The 22,786-nt window shown below is 32.4% G+C and carries 12 protein-coding genes and 1 pseudogene; all 13 read right to left on the reverse strand.

What is annotated here, in order from left to right; all coding sequences use genetic code 11:
• Positions 1–23: 23 nt before the first annotated feature.
• The gene (locus FJOH_RS10685; RefSeq protein WP_012024123.1) at positions 24–1,112 is read right to left on the reverse strand and encodes a hypothetical protein; all 1,089 of its coding nucleotides are present in this window, start codon (positions 1,110–1,112) and stop codon (positions 24–26) included.
• A 7-nt stretch (positions 1,113–1,119) separates the two neighbouring features.
• Positions 1,120–1,479: an SET domain-containing protein gene (locus FJOH_RS10690; protein ID WP_012024124.1), complete on the reverse strand. Its 360-nt coding sequence runs from the start codon at positions 1,477–1,479 to the stop codon at positions 1,120–1,122.
• Positions 1,469–2,608, reverse strand: a complete 1,140-nt coding sequence (locus FJOH_RS10695; protein WP_012024125.1) for a DUF5977 domain-containing protein — start codon at positions 2,606–2,608, stop codon at positions 1,469–1,471. The genes FJOH_RS10690 and FJOH_RS10695 overlap by 11 nt, the downstream gene beginning before the upstream one ends.
• Positions 2,609–2,612: 4 nt before the next feature.
• Entirely contained in the window at positions 2,613–3,473 is an 861-nt protein-coding gene (locus FJOH_RS10700) for a DUF5977 domain-containing protein (RefSeq protein ID WP_012024126.1), read from the reverse strand.
• Between the two features lie 76 nt (positions 3,474–3,549).
• A complete protein-coding gene (locus FJOH_RS10705) occupies positions 3,550–3,918 on the reverse strand; it encodes a tail fiber assembly protein (protein ID WP_012024127.1) in 369 nt (122 codons plus the stop codon).
• A gap of 24 nt (positions 3,919–3,942) precedes the next feature.
• Positions 3,943–5,088: a gp53-like domain-containing protein gene (locus FJOH_RS10710; RefSeq protein ID WP_012024128.1), complete on the reverse strand. Its 1,146-nt coding sequence runs from the start codon at positions 5,086–5,088 to the stop codon at positions 3,943–3,945.
• A gap of 89 nt (positions 5,089–5,177) precedes the next feature.
• On the reverse strand, positions 5,178–10,943 hold the full coding sequence (locus FJOH_RS10715; protein ID WP_012024129.1) for a vWA domain-containing protein: 5,766 nt from the start codon (positions 10,941–10,943) through the stop codon (positions 5,178–5,180).
• A gap of 13 nt (positions 10,944–10,956) precedes the next feature.
• The gene (locus tag FJOH_RS10720; RefSeq protein ID WP_012024130.1) at positions 10,957–18,402 is read right to left on the reverse strand and encodes a hypothetical protein; all 7,446 of its coding nucleotides are present in this window, start codon (positions 18,400–18,402) and stop codon (positions 10,957–10,959) included.
• Positions 18,403–19,017: 615 nt separating this feature from the next.
• Positions 19,018–20,190, reverse strand: a complete 1,173-nt coding sequence (locus tag FJOH_RS10725) for a hypothetical protein (protein WP_012024131.1) — start codon at positions 20,188–20,190, stop codon at positions 19,018–19,020.
• 527 nt (positions 20,191–20,717) lie between these two features.
• Positions 20,718–21,077, reverse strand: coding sequence for a hypothetical protein (locus FJOH_RS10730; RefSeq protein WP_012024132.1), 360 nt, complete (start codon positions 21,075–21,077; stop codon positions 20,718–20,720).
• 160 nt (positions 21,078–21,237) lie between these two features.
• Positions 21,238–21,791, reverse strand: a pseudogene (locus tag FJOH_RS26530) (REP-associated tyrosine transposase).
• Positions 21,792–21,947: 156 nt separating this feature from the next.
• Positions 21,948–22,376: a hypothetical protein gene (locus tag FJOH_RS10740; protein WP_123875694.1), complete on the reverse strand. Its 429-nt coding sequence runs from the start codon at positions 22,374–22,376 to the stop codon at positions 21,948–21,950.
• 11 nt (positions 22,377–22,387) lie between these two features.
• Positions 22,388–22,753 carry a hypothetical protein gene (locus FJOH_RS10745; RefSeq protein ID WP_012024134.1) on the reverse strand — a complete coding sequence of 122 codons (366 nt, stop codon included), beginning with the start codon at positions 22,751–22,753 and terminating at the stop codon, positions 22,388–22,390.
• Between the last annotated feature and the right edge of the window lie 33 nt (positions 22,754–22,786).

A 22,786-nucleotide genomic window follows, 5' to 3' on the forward strand; every position in this document is an offset into this window, starting at 1 on the left:
AGATTTTTACAAAGAGAAATCTCTTAAAATTCTTCTTCAAAATAAAGAGATAAAGATGGTGTACGCCAAACACCAGTAGAAGTAGTAGGATTTAGAAAACCAAAACTGACATAATCTGCAGTTTCCCAGACAATAGATTTATCAATATCAACATCATAAATAAAAGGAAAACTTTTTCCAGCTGCATAAGTTCCTATTATGGGTTTAGTAGCAGCTATAGTAGTCTGCCCGGATTGAACAGATTTTTTTAAAACATATAAAGTTAAATCAGATGAACCTAAGGCATTTCCTGCGTGAACAGCGGCTTTCAATTTGCATCTAAAAGGGACAGCGAAACCTTGTGATGAATTATTTACGCTCATTACAGGAGAGTTTAAATTAGCTGCTTCTCTGTCAGGTGTGTACACTCCGCTGCTTGGACCATATGTTCCATGCCAAGCGAAATTAATGTTAAATGATCTTCTATTAGTATTAACTAAAAAGCCATCTATTAACCACTCATTTGCACCAGTTTTTGTTAATATTCGAGTCTCTCCATTTGAGATTGTTAAAGGAATGTTTGTTATAAAAGAAATTCCTGTTCCGTTTATTGTAACCAAACCAGTTCCTTTCTGTGTAAATTCTTTTTTTGTTCCTATTGGTAATGAAATTACAGAATCATTTGGTATTGTGATTGTAACAGGGCTTGATGATGAAAATACAGTTCGTTTATTAATATTTTCAGCATTTAATGTATATGCTGTAGAAGAAAAATTTTCTATACTAAGTATCCATGTTTTAAAAAGACCTTTACTCCAATCATAAATAGATTTAATACTTGGAAATGCTGTAGAAGAGTTTTTATTTATTTCAATATCCTGAACCTTATTAGAAGTATTTTCTTTTTCATTAAGATTAGAGTTTAAATTATCTAAAGAATCTTTTAGAGCTTTACCTTGTCTGGCATCTAAAGCTTTTCCTTCTAGAGTATAATCTAATCCATTATAACTTTCTGCTTTTATGTTCTTGATATCCGTAAAATCTAACTCACCATTAGAATTTGTGGTTAAGATTTTATCTGGCTGATTTACTTCTAAATCAGCCACTTTTATTCTGTTATGGTTTGTGCTCATTTTTATTTTAAAAATTTACTGTTGGAATGTATTTGATATATTTAATTGTTTCCATGTAGTTTACAAGAATTTCTTCTCCTTTTTCAATCAGCCTGATAGCTTTTAATTCTAATTTGTCAGGATAATAAATAACAGAAGTATTCGGCTTTATTGAGTGATTGCAAAATCTTCCCAAATCATCTGTTTCCCACCATTTTTTTAGCATATGCGGTTGAAAGAGACATCTCGATTTTTTACTTGTTGGTTTATCTGCAATCCAAAGTCCGATAATTTCATTTTTATCAATATTTCTGATAGAACATATTTTGTTATTGTATGGATCATTTTTATTGATAATAAAAGATTTGTCAGAATAGTTAGTTATCAATAGGTTTGATATTGTGGGTTAAAATTCCATTAGCAAAATAAGTGTGAGATGGACTCAAAGTAAGAGGATAAATTTTTCTTTTCTCTGAGTTTATAAAAACAGAGGTAATTGGAATAATTTCCTTATCGATGCTGTATAAATTATCTCCAACGATTACGTCACCAAGTGGAATAAATTTCCAGATTCCATCTCTTTGAATTAATTGCGAATGGCTTGGAGTTGCTTCTAATAATCCATTGTTAATAACGATAGTTTTATCAGCAGTTAAAGATCTGATTTTGATAATTGGAGATGTAATTCGTTTTTCTAATAAATAGCTGCATGACCAATTGTAAAGCTTTTCAACATCATTAGTATCATTTAGAGTTTCAATTTCTGTAGAAAGCAATAATTGGTTTAATTTTAAGGATTCAATTGGTGTCTGAGTTCCGTCTGGTATTGTGATTAATGTTCCTTCGACAAAACAGACTGGTATATTTTCTGCAGTAGTTTGAGATGTTTCGTTACTGAATGGTGACCAGCTTGTTGCAGTGTATTGAGCTTTTATCCTGTAAAAGTAAGTAGTTTCTGAATCTAATAAATTATCATAAAAAGAGGTTAAATTTCCATCGTTTATAGATCTGTGGAACTGCCATTCCCCGGTCGAGCTTTTTTTTCTATATAATTGGTATCCAATAATTCCAGGATTATCGTACGATGCTGTCCATGATACGTTTATAGATTTTCCATCAGATGAAAGACTGCTGTATATAATTGGAGTATTCTGAGGATTTGAATTTATTTCACATGTTCCTTTACTATTAGCATAAATCTGAGCATTGTTATCCAGCCAGGCTGCAGCCTGATTATTGGCATCAATTAAGCTTTCGTACGAAACAAATTGATTTGCATCAGCAATGAGTGTAACACTGCTGCCCAAATATCCAGCGGCACAATCATTTTTTATAACACTTTTGGATTGTTGAGTATTATAATATCTTGTGACAGGAGGACAGCTTATAGTATCTAAAAAAGGAGCTATGTAATCTGGATCAGATATTGCATTTGGTTTTGTTTCACCAGTTGAAGTACCATCGTCTGTATAGTATTTTTCTAAGAGAGCAAAAGATTTATATCCTGTATTTTCCATATTTTTAATAAGTTATTGCAACTTTTGCAGTTGAGAGATTTGTAGAATAGTTAATATAGCCAATGTTAGTAACTTCATTAATTAGTTTACTATGTCCAACAACAGAAATGTTTTTTGAGAAATTTAATTGTTGGATCTGCTGACCGTCATTATTGATAATATCTTTGCCTATTTTTGTCATTGTACCTCCCAGAAAGGTGGTAATTTCTACATCAATATTTCCTGTGGCCTTGGATTTCCACCAAATCCCAGCCATTCTTACTTGGATATCGTTTAACTGAGAATAAGCTTGTTTTAATTTTTTGAAATTTACCAGACACGTTTCGGTTCCAGTTAAATCTGTTATATCACCACCCCACATAATGTAAGAATCCTGTGCGATTGCGTTAGGAGGAACTTCGTTTACAAGTCCATATCCTACCCATATATTGTCTAAACTGTTAATACCTGTATTTATTAAACCAGTCAAAGTGTCTAAATCAACACCAGCGCCCGGAGCCCATTTGTATTTAATGACCATATAATCAAAAGGGAGTAATGCCGCCGGCGACTCTATTACGCATGAAGGATTTGCTCCACGCCATGCAGTTGGTCTAATACTGCAAGTTCCAATGTTATTGGCATAAGCCTGAGTATTTGCATTTAACCAATATTGAGCTTGTTCATTGGCATCGGCTATGCTTATTGTTGACACAAATTTATTGGGATTTGCGATTAAAGTAACTGGGTTTCCTGATGTTCCCTTAGAACAATCATTTTTTCTAAGAGTTAAAGTTTTTTCTGTGTTATAATAAACCTCTGTTCCTTCAATTGGAGTATATTGGTCGAGATATGCAAAAGGTTTATATGTTGTGTTTTCTTCCATACATTATGTTTTAATAAATAATAATGTTGTTTTTATTTTTGTTTAGAACCATTTAGATGTCATCAAATAATTTTTGTTATAATGGTTTTAAAGGCCAAATTATATTTGTTAGATTATCGAGATTAGTTAAATCTCTAAGTTCCTCCCTGTAATTTTTCCATTCGTCTTTTTTATCTTCAGAAAGAGGAGAGTCTTCTAATTGAGTCCAGTCACTTTCAGCTAATAATAAGTTTCGTGTAATTCTTAAATTGCTAAGAATTTCTTCCTGATTTTGGATAAAAGAAGAATAAGTATGTTTACCATTAACTACTTTGTAGTTTTTTGATAAGGCCTGGTGCCATTCATCTTCGGTTAATTCAATATTTGGCTGTGGAATATTTTCATGAATTCCTTCAACATAAAAGCCTGTGTATGTTCCGTCTTCGCTATACGATCCTTTATACATAATTTTTTATTCTTGATTTTATTATTAATAACCAATTGCAAACATGTAGCCATTAGGACCATCGATAATCGCTTTGTATGTTGTGTTAGTAAGATCATAAACATGATTAAATCCTTTGTTGCCAGAGTCAATCCTGTAAGTAGAAAGTACAACACTGCATGCTTTTGCCGGCCAGGCAATAGGGAAACTGTAGGTAGTAGATCCAGATGAAAGATAGGCCCACTGTAATATTAAACCATTACTGAATTTTTGAAATCCGCTGGTTTGAGAAGTGTTAAATGGAGAATGACCAGCATCATAATCAGAAGCAGTAGAGGTTGAAACTGAACCATCTGCCATTAAGTACTGGTTAGAAGTACCGCCAGTTTTAATGAAACCTTTACTTTCAGTCATTTCTGTGAAAGTTTTATTTCCTTTAATAGATTGATTTGAGGTTAAATCAACATATTTTGTATTTAATTCAGGATCAGTTAACGAAATAGGACCTTCATACCAATAATCTACCTCAATATTGCGATTACTTATTGGTGCAGAAAAAGTAATGATTTTACTGCCATCAACAATTGAATAGTCTTTATTTTCTCTAAGTAATTGTCCGTTCTTGTATATTCTTGAACTGTATTTTAGGGGTGTTTTTTTTAATGTAATTGTGTCACTATTAAAAATATCAGCACTAAAATTTTCTTTATATGGTATAGAGGCTTTTCCGAACATTGAGTCAGAACCTCCAGATGTTGGATTAATGTTCTTAAACCAATAATTTGCTTCAATATTTCGGCTTGTAATTCCTTCAGAAAAGATGATAACTCCAGTATTATAATTTAATTCATAGTCTTCATCTTCCTCTAATAATTGTCCATTTTTGAATACTTTAACGCTGTTTTCAATTGGAGGATATTCTAATTCTATTGATGATCCTGTAAAACTGTCTTTATATTCTTTGAAAGGAGAATAGCAGTTTCCGGAAAGAATTCCAGAATTCTGAAAAATAGCTTTTAAAAGTGCCGGAGTAATGTAATGTTCATTATCAGTACCGGTTTCGACCATTTGAAAATCGGCCTTGTCATCTTCTTTGTTAACGAAATTGTCAAAAATTTCAACAAAATCTGCATGTGATGGAATATCACCATTATTGAATTTGTTGTGAAAATCATTTCTTGTTATTGCCATGTTATTTAATTTTATGTCTTGCTATACGTTTTTGCTTAAATAAAGCTGAGATAAATACCAATGATTTGAATCATTGGTATTTAATAGTTTTAAAGAGTTAAGATTTTTTCTTCACTGCTGTACATGCCTGAAGAGTTTTCAGAAATTACTTTGAAATGATGATAAATTCTTTGACCATCTTCGTTTTTGATAATTAATTCATCTGTATAAGATTCTATACTTTCAAGAGGAAGAGTAATATCATTTAGGTTAGAAGCTGCTTCATGAATTTTTTCCCAATTTCCTGCACGAGTCATTTTGTATAAATGATATTTACCATTATGAACCGTTTTGTTCCAATTAAAAATAACTGGTTTTAAAATTTCTCCATTAGCCCCAGTTGTACTTCCAGATGCTTTTAATTCTGGTGATTCCGGCGAAATAGTATCAGCAATTACAGTAGCAGTAATTTTTGAAGGCTTCGAAGGAGCATAATCAATATTAATAATAGGATTTTCTTTAGTCGAACCAGGGTCTGCATATTCGATTTTTCGTGAGGTCGTAATTCGGTAAAAAAGACCGTCACCAAATGGAACAAATTCTAAATCATCAAATTCATCATAAACTGTCCAAACATTCTCAAATTCATTCGATAAAGTATCTTCATCGATTAAAATTTCTTTAGCCAGTGTCATTGTTCGTATTGATTGTGCATCCAGCATTGAAGAGGCACGATAAATATTGATTTTTCCAATTTTATATTCCGGCTGATAGGCATTTATTTCAAACTGAATAGAAGGTTTAATTCCTAAAACCTGATTTTCAAAAATTGGCATAATTCTTTTAATTTCAGGTGTTTGAGGTGGATTTGAAGCGACTAGTTTTACAGGCCCTAAAGGATCACTAAGTTCACTGAAATTCATCTTAATATCCATTTCGCGAACCGCATAGAAATAAATACTTTGCGAATTTCCATCCAAATTAAAATCGGTAAACTGCGTTATGTTTTCCTCTTCATTAACGATCTTCATCATTGGCGCAATATCGAAATCTGGATCAGTTGGCTTTAAGGCATGACCATTTTTGTCTTTAATAGTCTGCTTTTTATTGGTTGGAACATAATTTTTGTCTTTAATGTATTCATAAACCACTGGCACTTCTGTTAACGGAACATAAGCTGATTTTATCGCTTCTTCAATGAAATAGGCAGCTAATACAGGTTTTTCAACCCCTTTTGAGATTATTACTTTATTAAGTGCTGTTAACGAAGTAATTTTAGCCTCTTTAAATTCTTCATTAGTTTGTGCCTGATTGTGCCATTCTATAAAATCATTAATTAGTTTTATAAAATCTTCATTATCTGGTAATGGAAATCTATAGTTTGGCCCAGATCCATTTTCAGGAAAGGTTTTGTAATGGCTATTAGTTTCAAGGTAATTAAAGTTTAAAAAGTTTTTCCATCTTTGGTCAAAATCAGGTTCTTCATTCCCTCCGAGTTTATTTAGTTCTTCGCGAATTGTGTTGATAGTCGGTGTTTTATACAAAAGATTTAGAAAATCTTGTTCATTGGCTCTATAGTGTAATGCGCCATAAGGTTTACGTCCTTTTTTATATTGAGTTGTAAAAGTAAAGGTCGAACGATTGTAAAAATCAGGTCTTGTGGCATATAGATTATACCCTTGTGTAATTTCAGGTTTCTCAGCTTTTTCGATTTTAACCGCATACATCGGACTAGGGATACTAATCTTTGATTTGTAATTGATATTTGGTCGAACAGCGCGTGAACTAATTCCGAAAATAGAGTAGCGGGTACTTTCATTTGCCCTTGGCTGAATATTTTCTTTAGTAATTCCAGAAGCCACATCTTTATACAGATATACTTTATAACTAGGATAATAATTAACTTCTTGATCTCCTACAATGATCTCATCGTGTTTTTCATCCATTACTTGATTTATATAATCTCCTAATTTGAAATCGGTATCGTTTACATATAAAATTAAGTCTCCTGTTGTGCCAATGTTTTCAGTTCGAACTACTTTGAACTCTTTTCTGGTTTTTACAGGAAGAGAAATTCCTTGTTTAACAGAACTTTTTGTAAATAAACGAACAATACCATTAGACCATTCTACCGAGTTTTCGTTTTCTGATTTAAACTGAGGATGCTGAGGTAAATTAAAACCAGAGAAAGTAATTTTATATAAACCTAAGTGTTTTTTATCATCTAATTTGACCGGTTTTTCATCTTCATTTAATTCGTACTTTCCATTTTGATCCATTTTGTATGCATCCTCCAGCAATCTTTCAATTACTGCAGGTTTCCATATTCCTCTGGTTTTTTCCAGCTGTAAATCTTTTGTGTTTTCGCTATCCGGCTGAATTACCTCACGATGAACAGTATTTAAACTTTCCGGATATTCAACTTTAAAACCAATTTCCGGTTTATGCCAGTTAGAGTCTGTTAACATGTTTTGAACCAGAGTACATAATTTACTCTCAGGCATTTCGATGCCTTTAATTTGGTCAGAATCAATTGTTGCATCTCCATCAGAATGAGTTCTGTCACTTACTTCTTTTTTAAGGACTGTTATGTTGGCATAATCAAATTCATCAGGATCTTGAGGGTTTTGTTTTGGTTTTATGAAAACATTAATATTCTGAATCACATAATTTTGATCCCCCACTGTTAGAATCCCTCCAGTAAATCTTGTCTTATTGTTTTCAGTTAATGTTACTTTAACTTCTTCACCGCTGCTAAGAATTTTATACTCTCTTATTTTAATAATAGAGGTAAGTTCGTTAGCATTATTGATGCTTTCAATTTCACCATACTCGACCTCAGGAAGCCCGTCTTTATAGTACAGTTTAAAATGATCTGCAAATATTTCTTCAGTATCTGGAAAAATACTGTTTGTATTTATTTTCGCTTCTTGAGCAGACATTTCTGAAGGAACGGTATAGCTTGATAATTCCTGAACCGAATAATAGTCAAACAAGATTCTAATTAATGTTTTATCTTCTCTTATAATTTTTCCAAGACGTTCTTGTTCCGTTTGAGATGTAAACATTAATGGATTTTCTTCTGTAATTAACAATGTGTTAATACCAGTTGGAGGCATTAAATTATCTGCCGGTTTAATATCTGATTCAATACTTATTTGTCTCCCTGCTGATGCTCTTGAGAAAATATTAATACCATACCCCTGATAGATATAGGTTTTTTTACCAACTTCTTCCTGACGGATATTTAAAATTGACTTTCCAGATTCGGGAATAATAATTGGAACAGGTTCATAATCTGAATTTTCCAGATTTTTATTAATATTGCGATATTCAATATCATGTGATAGTTCTGGTTTTCTCCAGTTTGTTTCGCCTTCAATTTTAAAATCGACACCTAAGTAAATAGGGAATGTGAATGTACTTCCATCATATTCTAATGAAGATTTAAAAAAATCATTAACATTACCAGATGTAATATCATAATCCATTACATCCTCCATAAATAAACTCACATATCTTTTCTTTCCATCAAAACTATATCCGTTTGGATCTGTAATTTGAGTATTTTGATTTTCATCAGAACCTGCGTTTAAACCGGGAATGATTTTATTCAATTGAACAGGCAGAGAAAAACGCTCTGTAACTATAGAGGTTGGAATACTCATAGAAAGATGCTGTACTTCGCGTGATCCTGTACTATCCAAATCACCAAAAGTGGTATATTCAGTTAAATAAATATAGTCTCCGGAAAAGATTTCGTCATCAATATCAATACATCCCAAACCAAGCATACGTGCAATATGATAATCGTTTGCAGCAATATTTAATAAGTCAAGATTAGATATTTGAGATGCATTGTTTTGTTCTTCTCCCTGTTCCGGATTCATATCAGCATCCAGATCTCCAAAGTTGATAGATTCTAATGCAGTTGGATCATTTGGATCTTTACTTAACTCAATATATCTTTCGACAATTGACTTAATATTTTTGTCACTTTTATCACTTGGAACAGTTGGTCTGTTCCATTTTTCTTTATAATTGGCAATATTTACATATTCACCATCATTATATTTTAACCATTTTCCGTGAACAGCATTTAATTTTGGTTCTAATTGTTCAAAAACTTTAATATCATTATTGCTTAAGCCATATTTTCCTTTTAAATCCCAATCTCCATTAACATTTGCATGGGTAATAAAATCAGAATAGAACTCAAAATCTATAGAGTTTAAACGACAGCTATTCGCTTTAAATCGAATGCTTCTTCCGTTTTCTGCTATTAAACGAACGTTATTTAACTGTGTTGAAGAATAAGTTTTTCTATTAGTGACTCTCTTAGGAGCAATAATAGTATTTTCTGCAACAGATAAAGTTTCCAGCTTTACATTACTTGAAACACTTGATGACGAAAAATTTAATTCAGCAGCAAAAAACAATTCAGTTTTATTTTCAATTTCAATTAAGTTGTTTCCATATCCAAGCATAAAAACAGCTGGGTTTACTAATGGATCTACAGCAGCTTTAATTGCTTTATATTTTGTTTTGTTTTCAAATGAAACATAAATTGATCTTTGCGGATTAGTTGTTTTATAAATCCATAAACCCTTTTGATTGTCAACAACGTTTGGCGGCTGGTTTAAATCTAAATGATAAGTTTTCTTTGTATAAGGAGCTCGGTAGACTTTTACAAAGTCATCTGGTTTGTTAAAATTTAATTTTTCACCAGTATATAAATCTCCTTTTGGAAGATGTTTTTCACCTAATTTACCTGCAAGCATCCAACGAAGATGAATTCCTTTTGTACTGTCAACTCCTCTGGAACCTGAAGCTGCAATTTGCAGATAGGTAGACTGCAGATTTGTTTTTCCTGAGGTAATATCAATAAAAGATGATTCTTTCCCGACATTAAAAGAAATACTAAATCCGAAAGGATTTTTAACATTGTTTAAAATAATAGGAGTAGAAAAATTTCCAAGGGCCAATGGTTTTCCTTCAATTCTAATTGCAGCTTCAATTTGTGATGAACCAGGAATTGTAATATCATTTTGAAGTTTAAGACTTAAACCATTTAAACTTCCGGCACGATGTATTTTTGTTCCTGCACTTAAGTTGAGGGAAACCCTGCTTTTGTTTCTAAGTACTAAAGTACCGGCTTGCTGGCTTATTTTTATACCTTTCTTTAAAACAGGATAAACTATTTTGTTTCCAACAATACTTACGTTTGAGATACAGCCAACCTGAGCAGTTGACATATCAATAATAAGCTGATTTAATTCCTTTCCTAAAGTGCTGAAATCAGAAACTCTAAGATAATCGGAATCTAAAGCAGAAACTCTATTCTCTTTTAATTTTGGGGCTCTGTCTAAGAAAGTATTTAATGGTATTGTTAATTCCTGAATGTTCTCGCCAGTACTTGTAACACCATAAACGAAAATCTGTGATTTTAGATTTAAATCAGTAAATAAATCTTTTAAAAATTGAGAATTATTTACCTGTATACCATCCGTTACAACAAAAACAATATCAGGTGTAACAGATAGATTCTTGGCTGTATTTAATCCAGAAGCCCAATAATCAGATTGGATAGTAACTTTACCATTGCCATATAGATTAATCCAGTTTAAAAAATCTTGTTTGTTACCGGCAATTTTTTTCTGAATAACATTATCGGTTCTGACAGCTGTATCGCTGTCAGACATTCCGATTAATGAAAGTGTAATGTTGCTTTGAGCCTGAGAATTGATAAATGAAGTCAGCCCATCTCTAATTTGCTGTGCCTCATTGGTGTTTATCGAACCCGATTCATCAACAACGATTGCTATATATTTTTCACAGCCTGAGAGTTGGCTTTCCTGAAGATTTATAGAACTCATTTTTTATTGTTTTTTAAAGATTTGTATTTTCTGATTCTGGATATAGTTGTATCTGTATGTCTTGCTTGTCAATAGATGAAGTCAATAATCTTGTTTCATTTACAGCTGTTTCGTTATTATTCCACATTCTGTAGTCAAATAAAATATTCAGACTGCTATCCTGAATGAATTTATCATCATGCATTATCAATACTTGTGAATAATCTTTTGAATGCAGTACTTGATACTTGTCTTTTTTAGTATAGACTTTATTTTCGGCTGCATCACGAGTGATATCTACAACAGAAACAGTATTCTGAATTTCTTTTAATGGTATTTTAGGAATATTAAATGGCTCAGGATTACGAATTAAAAGTGCTGTGATTTTACCTGTATTACTGTCAATAATTTTATTTACTTCAGTATTTTGAGCAGGATCTAGAGGAGACAGTTTTAAAACTCCCTCAATTGCACGATCGAATGAATGCTGATATTTTAATGCTATTGAATCACTTAATTCATTTGCTTCAGTTTTTGAGGCTGTCAAGTGGTATAAAGCATCAATTTGTTCCTGATTAATATTTACATTTATCTCAAATAATGCTTTACGACCTGTGGCTTCATCAGTATTGTAACTTTGAATTTGTTCTTCAAAACTTTTATATCGGGAAGTCTGGAATCCGTATTGGTGTACTAATACATTTTCTTTTTCATCTACTTTTTTGTTTTGGTTAGCATCAAAATAATTATTAGCTAAAACAGTGTATAATTTAGAAGGTTGTAAATCGGTTAATTGCACTTCGTACCCAAAAGATTTTGGTTGTAAAGGATCTCCCAGTAATTTACCGCACTTCATGTCAGGTTGAGCATTGATGAAATTATTTACCAATTGAACACCTAATGGAACTCTTGGATCGTTATCACTTACCCATTCTGGTTTTTTTTCTGCTCTTGGATAGGTTACAGTTCCTTCTTCTGGAAGAGGATAAGGAATTAATGTATCGTTAAGAGGATCTTTTATAATAAGATTCAATGATCCATTTATTTCATCATGTGTTCCATAACTTGACCAGCCTTTAAACATATGATAAACATAAGGGCTTGTAAAAAACATTGAAATTTTACACTGTTCATTTCCATAAAAAACAGGTTTAGATTGTAATAAGCTTCCATCAGCATTTGGATAAGAACGGTTGTAATCTAGATATTGTCTTAATGAAGTCAATGGTGATTTTGATAAATCTGTCAGCTCATTCTTTGCTTGAGGTATTTCACCCGGCAATACTGGTTCCGAAATAGGATCTGGAACAGGGTAGTGACCTACAGGTCCTAATGTTTTAAATCCATAGAAATAATTAAAATCGGTTGTTTTTTTGTCATCTACAGTATCAGTTAAAGTAAAATTTAAACAGTACGTTGTATTAGGTCTCCAAATTGGCTGAACAGTACTTTGCACTGCAGTTTCCATAGCTTTTCGATCTTCTTGTACAGCTTCAATTTGAGGAATTGTTGTATTGTGGAAATAGCTTTCTTTACTTAACCATTCAACACTTTGAATACTGGTTGTATAATCTAATTCCGGATCTTCTTCAGCATATCCATTTGAACAAATTGTATCATTAACCGTAATTAATTTAGAATTTTTAGTTCCTCTGTTATAATTCACTTTATCAGTTAAAGAAAGTGATGTATGACTTGTCGTTTCAGTTGTTAATATTGAGACAGATGAAGTCAATGTAACATTTTCTGCAGCAGATAAAGAACAATTATCAAATTGATTATTAAACAATGAGAAATAAACTCCCTTTTCATTTGGTTTAGATGAAAGCATTAAAATTTCGTTATCAGAAGGTTCATTTTGAATATGAATAATAGACGCATTTTCTACTGTATTCCCTCTTTTAATTAATCTGATGAGTTCTAATGTTGAACTGAAAACAAATAAATAATCTTTATTATAAGCAATAATCGAGTTGTCGGCTAAAGTTTTGTTAGATAAGTAAATTGCCGAATCGAAAATGATATTATGTTTTACAATGTCTAATGAATTTCCGTTAATTTGGGCTAAACCAAATTTTCCGTCCGAAAGTTGAACAGTTATCAAAGTTTTTCCAACTGTAATACCAGCATCAATAATTTCATATACAGATGTATCAGAAAGTACTTTTGTATCGGTTACAGAAATTGTTTTTGTATGTGTATCAAGAGTAAGACGAATAATTTTTTTGTCCTTTGTAATCAAACTAAACTCAGTATCACTATGCTGAAGAACTTTAATTGTTGTTCCAATTACTTTTACACGCTGAATAAGGGCACGATTAATTCCGTTAATCCAATTAATTTGAGTTTCATTTTCTAATGTATTAACCCAAAACAACTCATTATTAGCCAAAGACAATACTTTGTTAAAGCCTAAAGAATAACTATTTAGATACTGAACACCAGTACTTAAATTCAATTGATCATCAAGTTCAATAATAGCCATTGCATTAATTGGAGACTCGCAGCCTACAATTAGATCAAGATCAATAACAGCTTTTCCTATTCCCTTACATTGATTAGCATTTAAAGCCTGAGTTAGTAATAGATTATCATTTACAACCTGCATAGAAGTGACGATTCCGTTTAATAAACGTTCTCTCAAAATATCTCCTTTTGAGTTCACTTGCAGAAGTACAGTCGTATCAGCCTTTGGATGGAAAGAGATAATGTAAGTATCGTTGTATTTGATCACTTTATCAAAAGCATATAAATCTTTTCCTTTGTATCCATAAAAATGAGTAAAAGTCAATGCATTTGGCGTTTCTTCCTGAATATTATCATTTCCGGCATTAGCTTTTAATTCGTTTAATTTTGTAATTAACAAATCATATTTTTCAGGATCACTAGGACCAGACATTACAAAGTCTCCATTTGCACTTGTATAAGTATCGTTAAATAATACTGCGATTTCATTTCTAATTGCCTTAATACTTTCTGCATTTGCTGCAATTGGTGTAATAACAATTTTGTCGATTTTGGTTTTTAAGCTTGGATCAATTTCTTCATTATACAGAGTTATTTCTTTTAATAATTCGGCTTTTGTATATGTTAATTCTGTAGAAACAGGGCCATTATTTGTTTTTCTTATATTTACAATTTCGTAAGTAGTGAATTTGTCACCTTCATTTTTGATAACTGATGTATAAGCTTTTATTTTTACTTCTTTTGCCTGTGTTGTAAGCTTAAATGCTGGCTCAATTGCCGATTGAGGGAAAATGATTTCTAATTCATTATAGTTCTTGAATGCTAATGATTTAAAAAATTTATGAGGATTTCTCTCTCCCGTAATACTCATAAAATCTCCACCTTCAACTTTATTTTTTCCTGTAATTTCTGGAGTTTCTCCGATTAATTTAAAAAACAATCCGCTGATTTTATCTGCTTCATATTGGGTTGGAACATAATAGCGCTGCCCAATTTGTTTATTAAGGAAATCAGTATGTTCTTTTTTAATTTTATCAGAGACACAGAACAATTTAGAAGGGGTAATTCCGAATTGTTCCGGTACATGCCATCCTGGCTCTCCAGAACTTAAAAATGAAAAAGGATTTGTTGCCAGAACGCGAATACTGTCATATTGGTCAATTGCTTTCTGCCATTGTGCCCATGGTAAATTTGTAACCAGGCTGCGAGCTTCAGGGGTATTTTCTACAACTGCTTCAAACGGATGATAATTTTTCCACTCAGAACCATTCCATGATTTTAAATTAATTGACTTAATCTCGTATTTATGTTTAACCTGGCGAATTGGTCTTCCGGCAATCTTTTCAATTGGCGGCATCATATCCGTGTAATTTTTAGCATCTCCGGTGTAACCTCCAATTTTTTTAGATAATGATGGATCTGGCAGTAAACCTTTTGCCATTTTAATATCGATATACGTATCTAATGGAATTACATTTGTAATTAGGTCTGCTTTTGGCATTCCGTTGTAGAATTTGGCTGGATCGTAATTATTATCATCTGGCGATTTAAAATAATCCAGAGCAAACGCCTCATTGGTAAGCATATGAACCCCTTTAACATTTTCTAATGTTCGGTTGTCCTGTTCGTCTCCAAAAGTTCCTTTAGGAAGCGGACTGTACGGTGTACGATCAACAATTCGGTTAATATCCCATTGAAGCTCTACTACAAAGTTTTTACGAACTCTTACAAAAGCAATTTTTACACGAACACTTAATTCCAGTTTTGCATAAATCAGGAATGGTTTAAAAGATTCGATAGAGAAAATAGTATCTAAAACAATTTCAACATTGATAATCCAAAGTTTAATTTGAATACCTCCGCCGGCAGTAATGTAACCACCCATTTGTGGACGTTTGAACGAAATTTTTCCTCCCAGTTCTAAATAAGCCCATAATTTTACTTTAGCCGGACCAAAGCTCTTTTCGAGTTTAAAATCTAATCTGGCACCAGCCTCAATTCCCTGTGCCGAAAGCATAATAAAGGCTTTTGCAGAAAATAAAGTCAGGATTCTGGCCATAATTGGGTCTTTTCTGGAACCAATATTTACATACCAAGGTTTCTGATTTTTAAAGAAGAATCCTGCTTCTAGTAAAGCATGAAGCTGAAAGATTTCTCCACCGTCTTTAGGAATACTAAAATCTGCTCCGGCAGCCAGCTCTAACGAATCATCTCCAAATGCCACCATAGCAAAGAAAGGAGGATTGCTTGGGTCATCTTCAATAAGACCTAATCTTCCGGCAATAACATTTAATCCTGCTTCGATATAAAACAGAGTAGGAAGAGACAACAGCAGCATTGCTCTTAAAGACAATACATGTCCGCCATCGGCAATGGTTCCAAAAGTAGCTCCGGCCCCAATAGAGAATGGCGATTTATACTGCATAGAGTCTGGCGGGCCGCTGAATTTATTGATGTTAATTCCAGGTTTTGGATGTTTGTAGAACTCATACCAAGAATTATCTTTATTTAATCCTGCGGCTTCTTTGGTCGCTACATATCTATATCCTAACAAGCCTCTGAAGGCAGAAATAGCAAGAAATCCTAACGGGATAGGTGTAGGTAGTTCAATATAAGCATCGACTAAAAATGCAGGATACTTAGGCATAAAACGCATGGCAACACCACCGGCAATTTTTGCTTTAGGCAGTTTTAAAGAAACCTGACCTTTAAATTCTTGAGATTTTCCAGGTTCAGGAAGTGAAATCATACCGTTAATAATAGCCATTGCTGATGCTTCTGTAGCAGTTCCCGGAATGATTAAATCAACTTCGATAGTTTGAATTCTGATAAATGAATCTTCATAACCATCTTCGGTACAGAAATAATATTTAACCCCTTCACCACGAGCATCTACTCCAAGTGGATTGATACTGATGGCACCATCAAAACCAAAGAAATTATATTTACGACCGTTAATTTGGGTAGAACCAAAATTTACGTTTGTAACCGACATTTTAACCGGGCCAAGCTCTAATGAAAAATTGATAGGAATTGGAATAGAACCTCCTTCAACCTCAATGCTTCCATCACTGTAAATTCGAAGTTTTTCAATGTTAATTCCTTGTCCCTTCATTAGTCTCTGCATGACAACACTAGGAAACGAAACATAACATGAAGTTCCAATGTAGTAATCTTTATTTTCTTTACCTAGTTCAAAACTGTAAAATTCAAAATCAACAAGCTTAAATAAATTGGCACGAGGAGCTGTTTCTTTAGGAAAAGAAGCAGTAAGATTAAAATCGCCGTCATCGTATAAATGCCCTTCAAGAATAGTACTAAAAGGTCTTTCAGGTTCATTTGGTCGAACTATTTTAAGTTTTTCAAATAATAATTTTCCTTTAATATTAGAACCTATTACTTTGTTTTGTTTAAATGAGATATCAAATTTGTTGAAACCAATTTTAAAACCTTTTTCCGGAGAACCAATAGTTCTCCAAAGAGTATTATCTGCATTTAATTCGGATAAAAAACTTTGATATTCTTTAGCATTACTAAAAGTATAAGTAGTTGAAGACTTAATAGTGGTAGAAGCTAAATTAGAAAGTGTTGTTAACGATAAAGGATAATCAAAAGCATACAGTTTTCCCTGACTGCTTAATTCTTGTAAAAAGTTAAGTAAAGATTCATAATCAGCGATTTCTTCTTTATATACAACACCATCTTCGCCTCTATCGAACATGGCGATTGGATAATTGAAATTGAATTTATCGTTAAAATAATTAAATGTAGTACCCATACCTCGAACAGTCTCCAGGTAAATATTTCCGGAAATACCGCCAGAACCCACTAATAAATCTGAAGCACCAATTCTTAGTGTTTTGTTTTCATTTTCAGAACCTTTTAAGGGATCATGAAACCATCTTGAAGGCAGTGTAACCGAAACGGCACGGGCATAAACACCAACGAAATCATTAGGACGCCCGTCAGCATCTGCTTCAGGGATATTGGTCTTTTTGCTTAAATCGACTTTTAAAGTGTCTAACTGAAGAATTAATCCAGTATTACCAATCATCGCAAATGTAGAAGGACTTAAACTTCCTCCTAATTCTAATTGATAGCCAATTCCGGCTTCGGTATCGGCATATAATTGTGCTTTGCCAAATAAAAACATTGATTTAGCACTTGGATCTTTATAAGGAGAACCGTCTTCATTAGTCGGTTTTAATATATTTTGCGGAAATTCAATACCGGCACTTAAAGCTAAAGTTGCTTTAGCTTTTGGAGTAATGATTCTTTTAATGTGAGCTTCGATACCATCTGGTGCAATGATATTATAGAATTCCTGCAGTTTTTGTTTCGTTGTACTTAAGTCTTCATTTAAAATGTAAGTGGCAAATAACAATAACGGAATTGTTTCGGTAATGGCTGTATTAGTTTTAATAAGTGCCATTATACTGCTGATAGATTGCTCAATACCAGCAGGAAACTCTAATTTTTGTTCTTCTGGAAAATTTAAAAGGTCGTTAACATCTTCTAAAAGCGTTTCATATTTTGTTTTTCCTTCTTGAGCTTCAACAAAAATGTTGAGCATGTGTGCCACAACTTGTTCTTCGCTGATACGAAAAACCTGTAAGCCTACTGAATAAAAATCTTTTACTGAAAAGGAGAAATTACTGGAACTGAAAGTTTTTAGGAAAGCTAAAATTTCCCATTGATATTCTAAAGTAATAGGGAATGAAGAAATCGTAGAATCTCCATCAGGATCTGGATTAAGTACGAGACCTAAACCAAATGGCAATGGAAGAGCCAGTCTTTCGCTGGTAACAATATCAAGGCTGTAAAAAGCCGAATCACCACGGTATCCTTTAGAATATTGTAAGTTTTTATAATGAATTTTATCAAAGATGGCATTTAAACCATTTTCAACAAACGATAAAAATTCTGGTAGATCGTCTACAGTAATTATCTCCGATAATCGAGGATAATATCTCGGTGTAGGAATCGGTACCGCAGGAATTGGATTAGTTGGCATATTTTAATTTGTTTTTGACTTTAATTGTGTTCGTATTCTGAATGATTAAATTGTAATTACAGCGAACCAATAGTTGAGGGGTAAGTGCATAGTTTTTTAGAGATTTTTCTAAGCAGTTTTTAGCAATTTATCTGCTTAGTGACTTTTTAAAAGACTTTGTTTTAAGAGGTTTCTATTCTCTTTTCTTCTTTTGATAGTGTAAAGATGAGCCTAAAAATGGAGCTTAAAAAAGAGCTGCTTAGCGGTTTAACATGGATGTTCTGGGACTTTACAGAGTTGTAAAGAGAGTGGATGGGAAGTTTTTAAAGATTGAATTTAAATGAACTTTAAGAAAAGATATCTCTTAGAGATTTGGAATGTTTTTGTTTTTGAAAAATGTACAAAAATAGGATCTAGATTAGAGCAAGATTAAACAGTTGTTTTTGTATAAACTAGAATCTAAAAAGGATAATAAAATTTGTAGTTTGGTTTAGCAGCAACTCAAACTTAAGATACTTTGAGTTGCTACTATGGTTTTCAAGAGTGCTAACTTGCTATGTAAAAGGAATAAGCAATCTATAAATGTTTAGAAAATTTTTTTATTATACTTGCTGATGATTCGCCTAAATTTAATTTCTAAGCCACTAGAGTTGTTGAGTATTGTATCCATCCGTTTGAAGTTTTCTCATATATTAATCCTCCAGTTGCAATGTTGTTACAGTGAACTCTAAAGCCTAATAATGCATTGTAGTAATTTGATGACAGATAAGCACTTGTTAAGGCAGTTGTCGTAGTGTTTACAACAGCACCCATGTTATCTGCGAATTCTTTATTAATAAGACTTTTAGATCCACCATTTAAGATTAAAGATTGGGATAATGTAGGAGCCAATAACCTGTTGTCTGCTTCTTTTCTAATAGCTGTATTACCCGTACCATCTCCTAAAACTACTAAATTAGAATCGTTTGAATTAAATCCAGAAGTATAGTTCCCAATTATTGTATTATTACTTCCAGAAGTAATATTAATAGCTGAATTGCCACTTGTAATAAAGGTATTACTATTGCCAGTTGTAATGCTTCCGCCAGCATATTTCCCAATTGCAATATTAAGATTACCCTCAGTATTTCTATTTAAAGTATAGTTTCCTAATGCAACATTATCATTACCGCTTGAATTGACTGATAAAGTTTCGCTCCCTATCCCTAAATTAAAACTTCCTGTTTTGTTACCAATTAGAGAATTATAACCTATTGCGGTATTATTACTCCCTGTATTGAAATATAGGGAACTACAGCCAATAGCAGTATTTTTACTGCCTCCGGTGTTAAGAGATAAGGTACTATATCCGACAGCTGTATTAAAACTGCCAAAATTATTACTAGTTAGACTGTTACCTCCTAAAGCTGTGTTGTTCGAGAAATTCCCAGATCCTCTTCCAATCCTAACTCCATTTATAAATTTATCTACACCTCCTAGTTCTTGTAAAGAAGTTGTATTAATAACACCAGCCTGAGTTGCAGAAGCTGCCTGTATAACAGGGTTTTTTGGATCGGTATTATTAACGCCGGTACCGGTAACACTAGATACTCCACTAGGTTTATTGTCAATCATCTCCTTTAAGATTTTTCCTTGTCTTGCATCGAGTGTTTTACCTTCGGTTGTGCAGTCAAGAGCATTATAATTTTCGGTTTGGAGATTGTTTGCATCGCTAAATTCTATTTCACCATTCTGATTCGTTTTTAAAATTTTGTTGGGCTGATTTGTTTCTAAATCTGCTACTTTAATTCTGTTGTGATTTGTACTCATTTTTAATTAATTATTACGGGTTTTAAAATAATTTACAGGCTTTTAATCGGGCTTATAGGGGATTACCGTAATTCATTCAGATATATTTGCTACTTACAAACAGTTGTTGATTTTGGATGATTGCAAGTAATCTGAATGCTTAAAAATTGTGTTAGTGGCGTCACAATAAGGTTTTATTTTACAGAGCTGTAAAACAAAGAAATAAGGTTTGTATTGGCTTTAGGTATAGCCAATAGTAGAGTAGGGAAATTTATAATTTTAAGTTTCCAGAGTTTTTAAAATGTAATTTTTGGAGTTTAAGAGATTTGGTTTTCTCTTTTGATTTAAAAACAACTCAAAAGATTTTTGGTCTTTGAGCTGTTTTTTATTTTTTGTAAATCTATTTTAGGATAGGACAACTTTGCGTTCACGAGCGAGACGCTCGCGCCAGCGGGGGCTAAATCTGCGCGATCGGGTGCTATCGTTGCCGAGATAGATCTGCGCGATCGGGTATCGTTGCTGAGATAAATCTGCGCGATCGGGGTTCTTTAATCTAAGTTATATTTTCTTGCCATTTCTTGATAATAAGCATCTCCTACTGTTTTCCAATGATTTGTTAGGACTCCATTATCATCATATTTATATACTTCCAAAGGTGTTTCCCCAACAGTTAAACAAGAGTAAGTAAGTTGTCCCTGAATGTTGTATTCATTTTCCCATCCGAGATGACTTCCATTTTTGTATTCAATCTCATTCATAATATTGTTATTATCATATCTGTCATAGACAACGTATCCAGAGAATAACTTGTTGTTAAAAAGTACTTTACTAGAACCATCATAATCCAATTCACCCCATTGAATGTCTTGAAAATTAATTCTAGTTTTATTTGGTTGTTTTAATTGCATAATATTTTAATTAGTTTGAAATAATCATTTTAATATCTCTACTTAAAAAAAGACAACCCGATTGCGCGGATTTGCAATCCGTGCCCGCAAAGATTGGAAACAATGCAAATCAAAAAAAATCAATTGTTGTTGATGTTTTCTAGAACGCAATAGATTTTTTTCAAAACAGATCTAACAAAACAACATCTAAATCATTCTCTAAGCCTGAATAATTCCTTGCCGAACTAAAATAATAATCTTCAGCCGAGCTGACAATCTTATCTTTTACAGGATTGTTATAGATGTAATCTATTTTTTGCTTAATAAATTTATTGCTGTAAATATGTTCTGCGTGATAGCCATTTTGCCATACTTTATAAGTCTGGTTCTTTTTTAAATGTTCACATGACTTTTGAAAATATTCTAACATTCATTCTCTTCTGCTTTCAGGTTCATCTATTATAGTTTGTATTTTTTTTTGATGTAAATTTTTTAAAATCTCTAATAATATCAGATAATATAAAACCATGTGTTCCTTTGCAGAGCAAATGAATATGGCTGCTCATAATACAATAGGCATAAATTTCTAAACCTTTATTTTCCTGGCAATACTTTAAAAGCATTTATTAAGATGTTTTTCTGATTTAGTCTTGTAAATATATCTATCCATCCTAAAGCAGTTACAGTTATAAAATATGCTTCCTCAGTTGTTGTTGCTTTATATTTTGTTGACACGTTCTTTTTTCCTACAAAAATAAAAAGTATAGCGGAAAATTTTACTTTTTATTTGTAGGGTTTTGAAGAATTACTTTGCGGCACGGATTTCAAATCCGCGCTATCGTTGCGGAGATAGATCTGCACGATCGGGTTCAATTATAACTCCATCTGGTTTTAATTTTTAAAAGTATATTTCATAGGTTGATTTTGATTTGTAAATTCTTTAATATGAGCTAAAAAGCTTCGTATTTCCGATATTTGACTATCAATGGGGTTTGTCTTAATATATAAATAATAAGTTAGACCTTTCCAAATAAATGGATCAGCACTATATTGAAGAGGATATAATCTTCTCAATCTTTCTTTAAAAGGGTCAAATTTTGCGTCTGCAACTAATTCATCTATTTTTTCTGAGGCGGCAAGTTCCAATTGTTGTAATTCAGAAACACTAAGTTCAAAATTCATTTCTGCATTAACTCTTACTAAAATACTGTTTTTTAAAGATTCAGAAATATTGAATTGAGTGAAAAAATCATGTAAGAGATTTGTATTTCGAGATGAAATAAATTTATTATTTAGATTAAATATTAAATAACTTTTCATTTTAAACATTTTTATTTTGTTAATATTACTTTTATATAGCCTTGGTTTATTAAAATATCTTTAATATTTATGAATTTTCGGCTACTCATTGTCTTATAAAATGTAGTAGCCTTTACAGCTTCTATTTGATCATAAGTATTCTCATAAACATTGATAAATTCCTTATATCCGAGAGATTCTCCGCCTGGATAATTAATGTTTTCTGTCCATTCAGCTTTTACCGAATTTATTCTATCATCAAATATTTCGAAAGTATCATCTACCCATTTTTGACCAAGTCCTTTAACATTATATCCATTTTGTTTAAGTTGTGAAGTATTTATATCAAAACCCGATTGCGCGGATTTGCAATCCGTGCCCGCAAAGATTGGACACAATGCAAATCAAAAAAAATCAATTGTTGTTGATGT

The sequence above is a fragment of the Flavobacterium johnsoniae UW101 genome, assembly GCF_000016645.1.
Taxonomy (GTDB): domain Bacteria; phylum Bacteroidota; class Bacteroidia; order Flavobacteriales; family Flavobacteriaceae; genus Flavobacterium; species Flavobacterium johnsoniae.

Bases quoted from the DNA above. Each gene is read 5' to 3' on its own strand.
- FJOH_RS10715 (WP_012024129.1), bottom strand. From the start codon at position 10,943: ATGAGTTCTATAAATCTTCAGGAAAGCCAACTCTCAGGCTGTGAAAAA.
- FJOH_RS10700 (WP_012024126.1), bottom strand. From the start codon at position 3,473: ATGGAAGAAAACACAACATATAAACCTTTTGCATATCTCGACCAATAT.
- FJOH_RS10730 (WP_012024132.1), bottom strand. From the start codon at position 21,077: ATGCAATTAAAACAACCAAATAAAACTAGAATTAATTTTCAAGACATT.
- FJOH_RS10725 (WP_012024131.1), bottom strand. From the start codon at position 20,190: ATGAGTACAAATCACAACAGAATTAAAGTAGCAGATTTAGAAACAAAT.
- FJOH_RS10740 (WP_123875694.1), bottom strand. From the start codon at position 22,376: ATGAAAAGTTATTTAATATTTAATCTAAATAATAAATTTATTTCATCT.
- FJOH_RS10720 (WP_012024130.1), bottom strand. From the start codon at position 18,402: ATGCCAACTAATCCAATTCCTGCGGTACCGATTCCTACACCGAGATAT.
- FJOH_RS10685 (WP_012024123.1), bottom strand. From the start codon at position 1,112: ATGAGCACAAACCATAACAGAATAAAAGTGGCTGATTTAGAAGTAAAT.
- FJOH_RS10695 (WP_012024125.1), bottom strand. From the start codon at position 2,608: ATGGAAAATACAGGATATAAATCTTTTGCTCTCTTAGAAAAATACTAT.
- FJOH_RS10705 (WP_012024127.1), bottom strand. From the start codon at position 3,918: ATGTATAAAGGATCGTATAGCGAAGACGGAACATACACAGGCTTTTAT.
- FJOH_RS10710 (WP_012024128.1), bottom strand. From the start codon at position 5,088: ATGGCAATAACAAGAAATGATTTTCACAACAAATTCAATAATGGTGAT.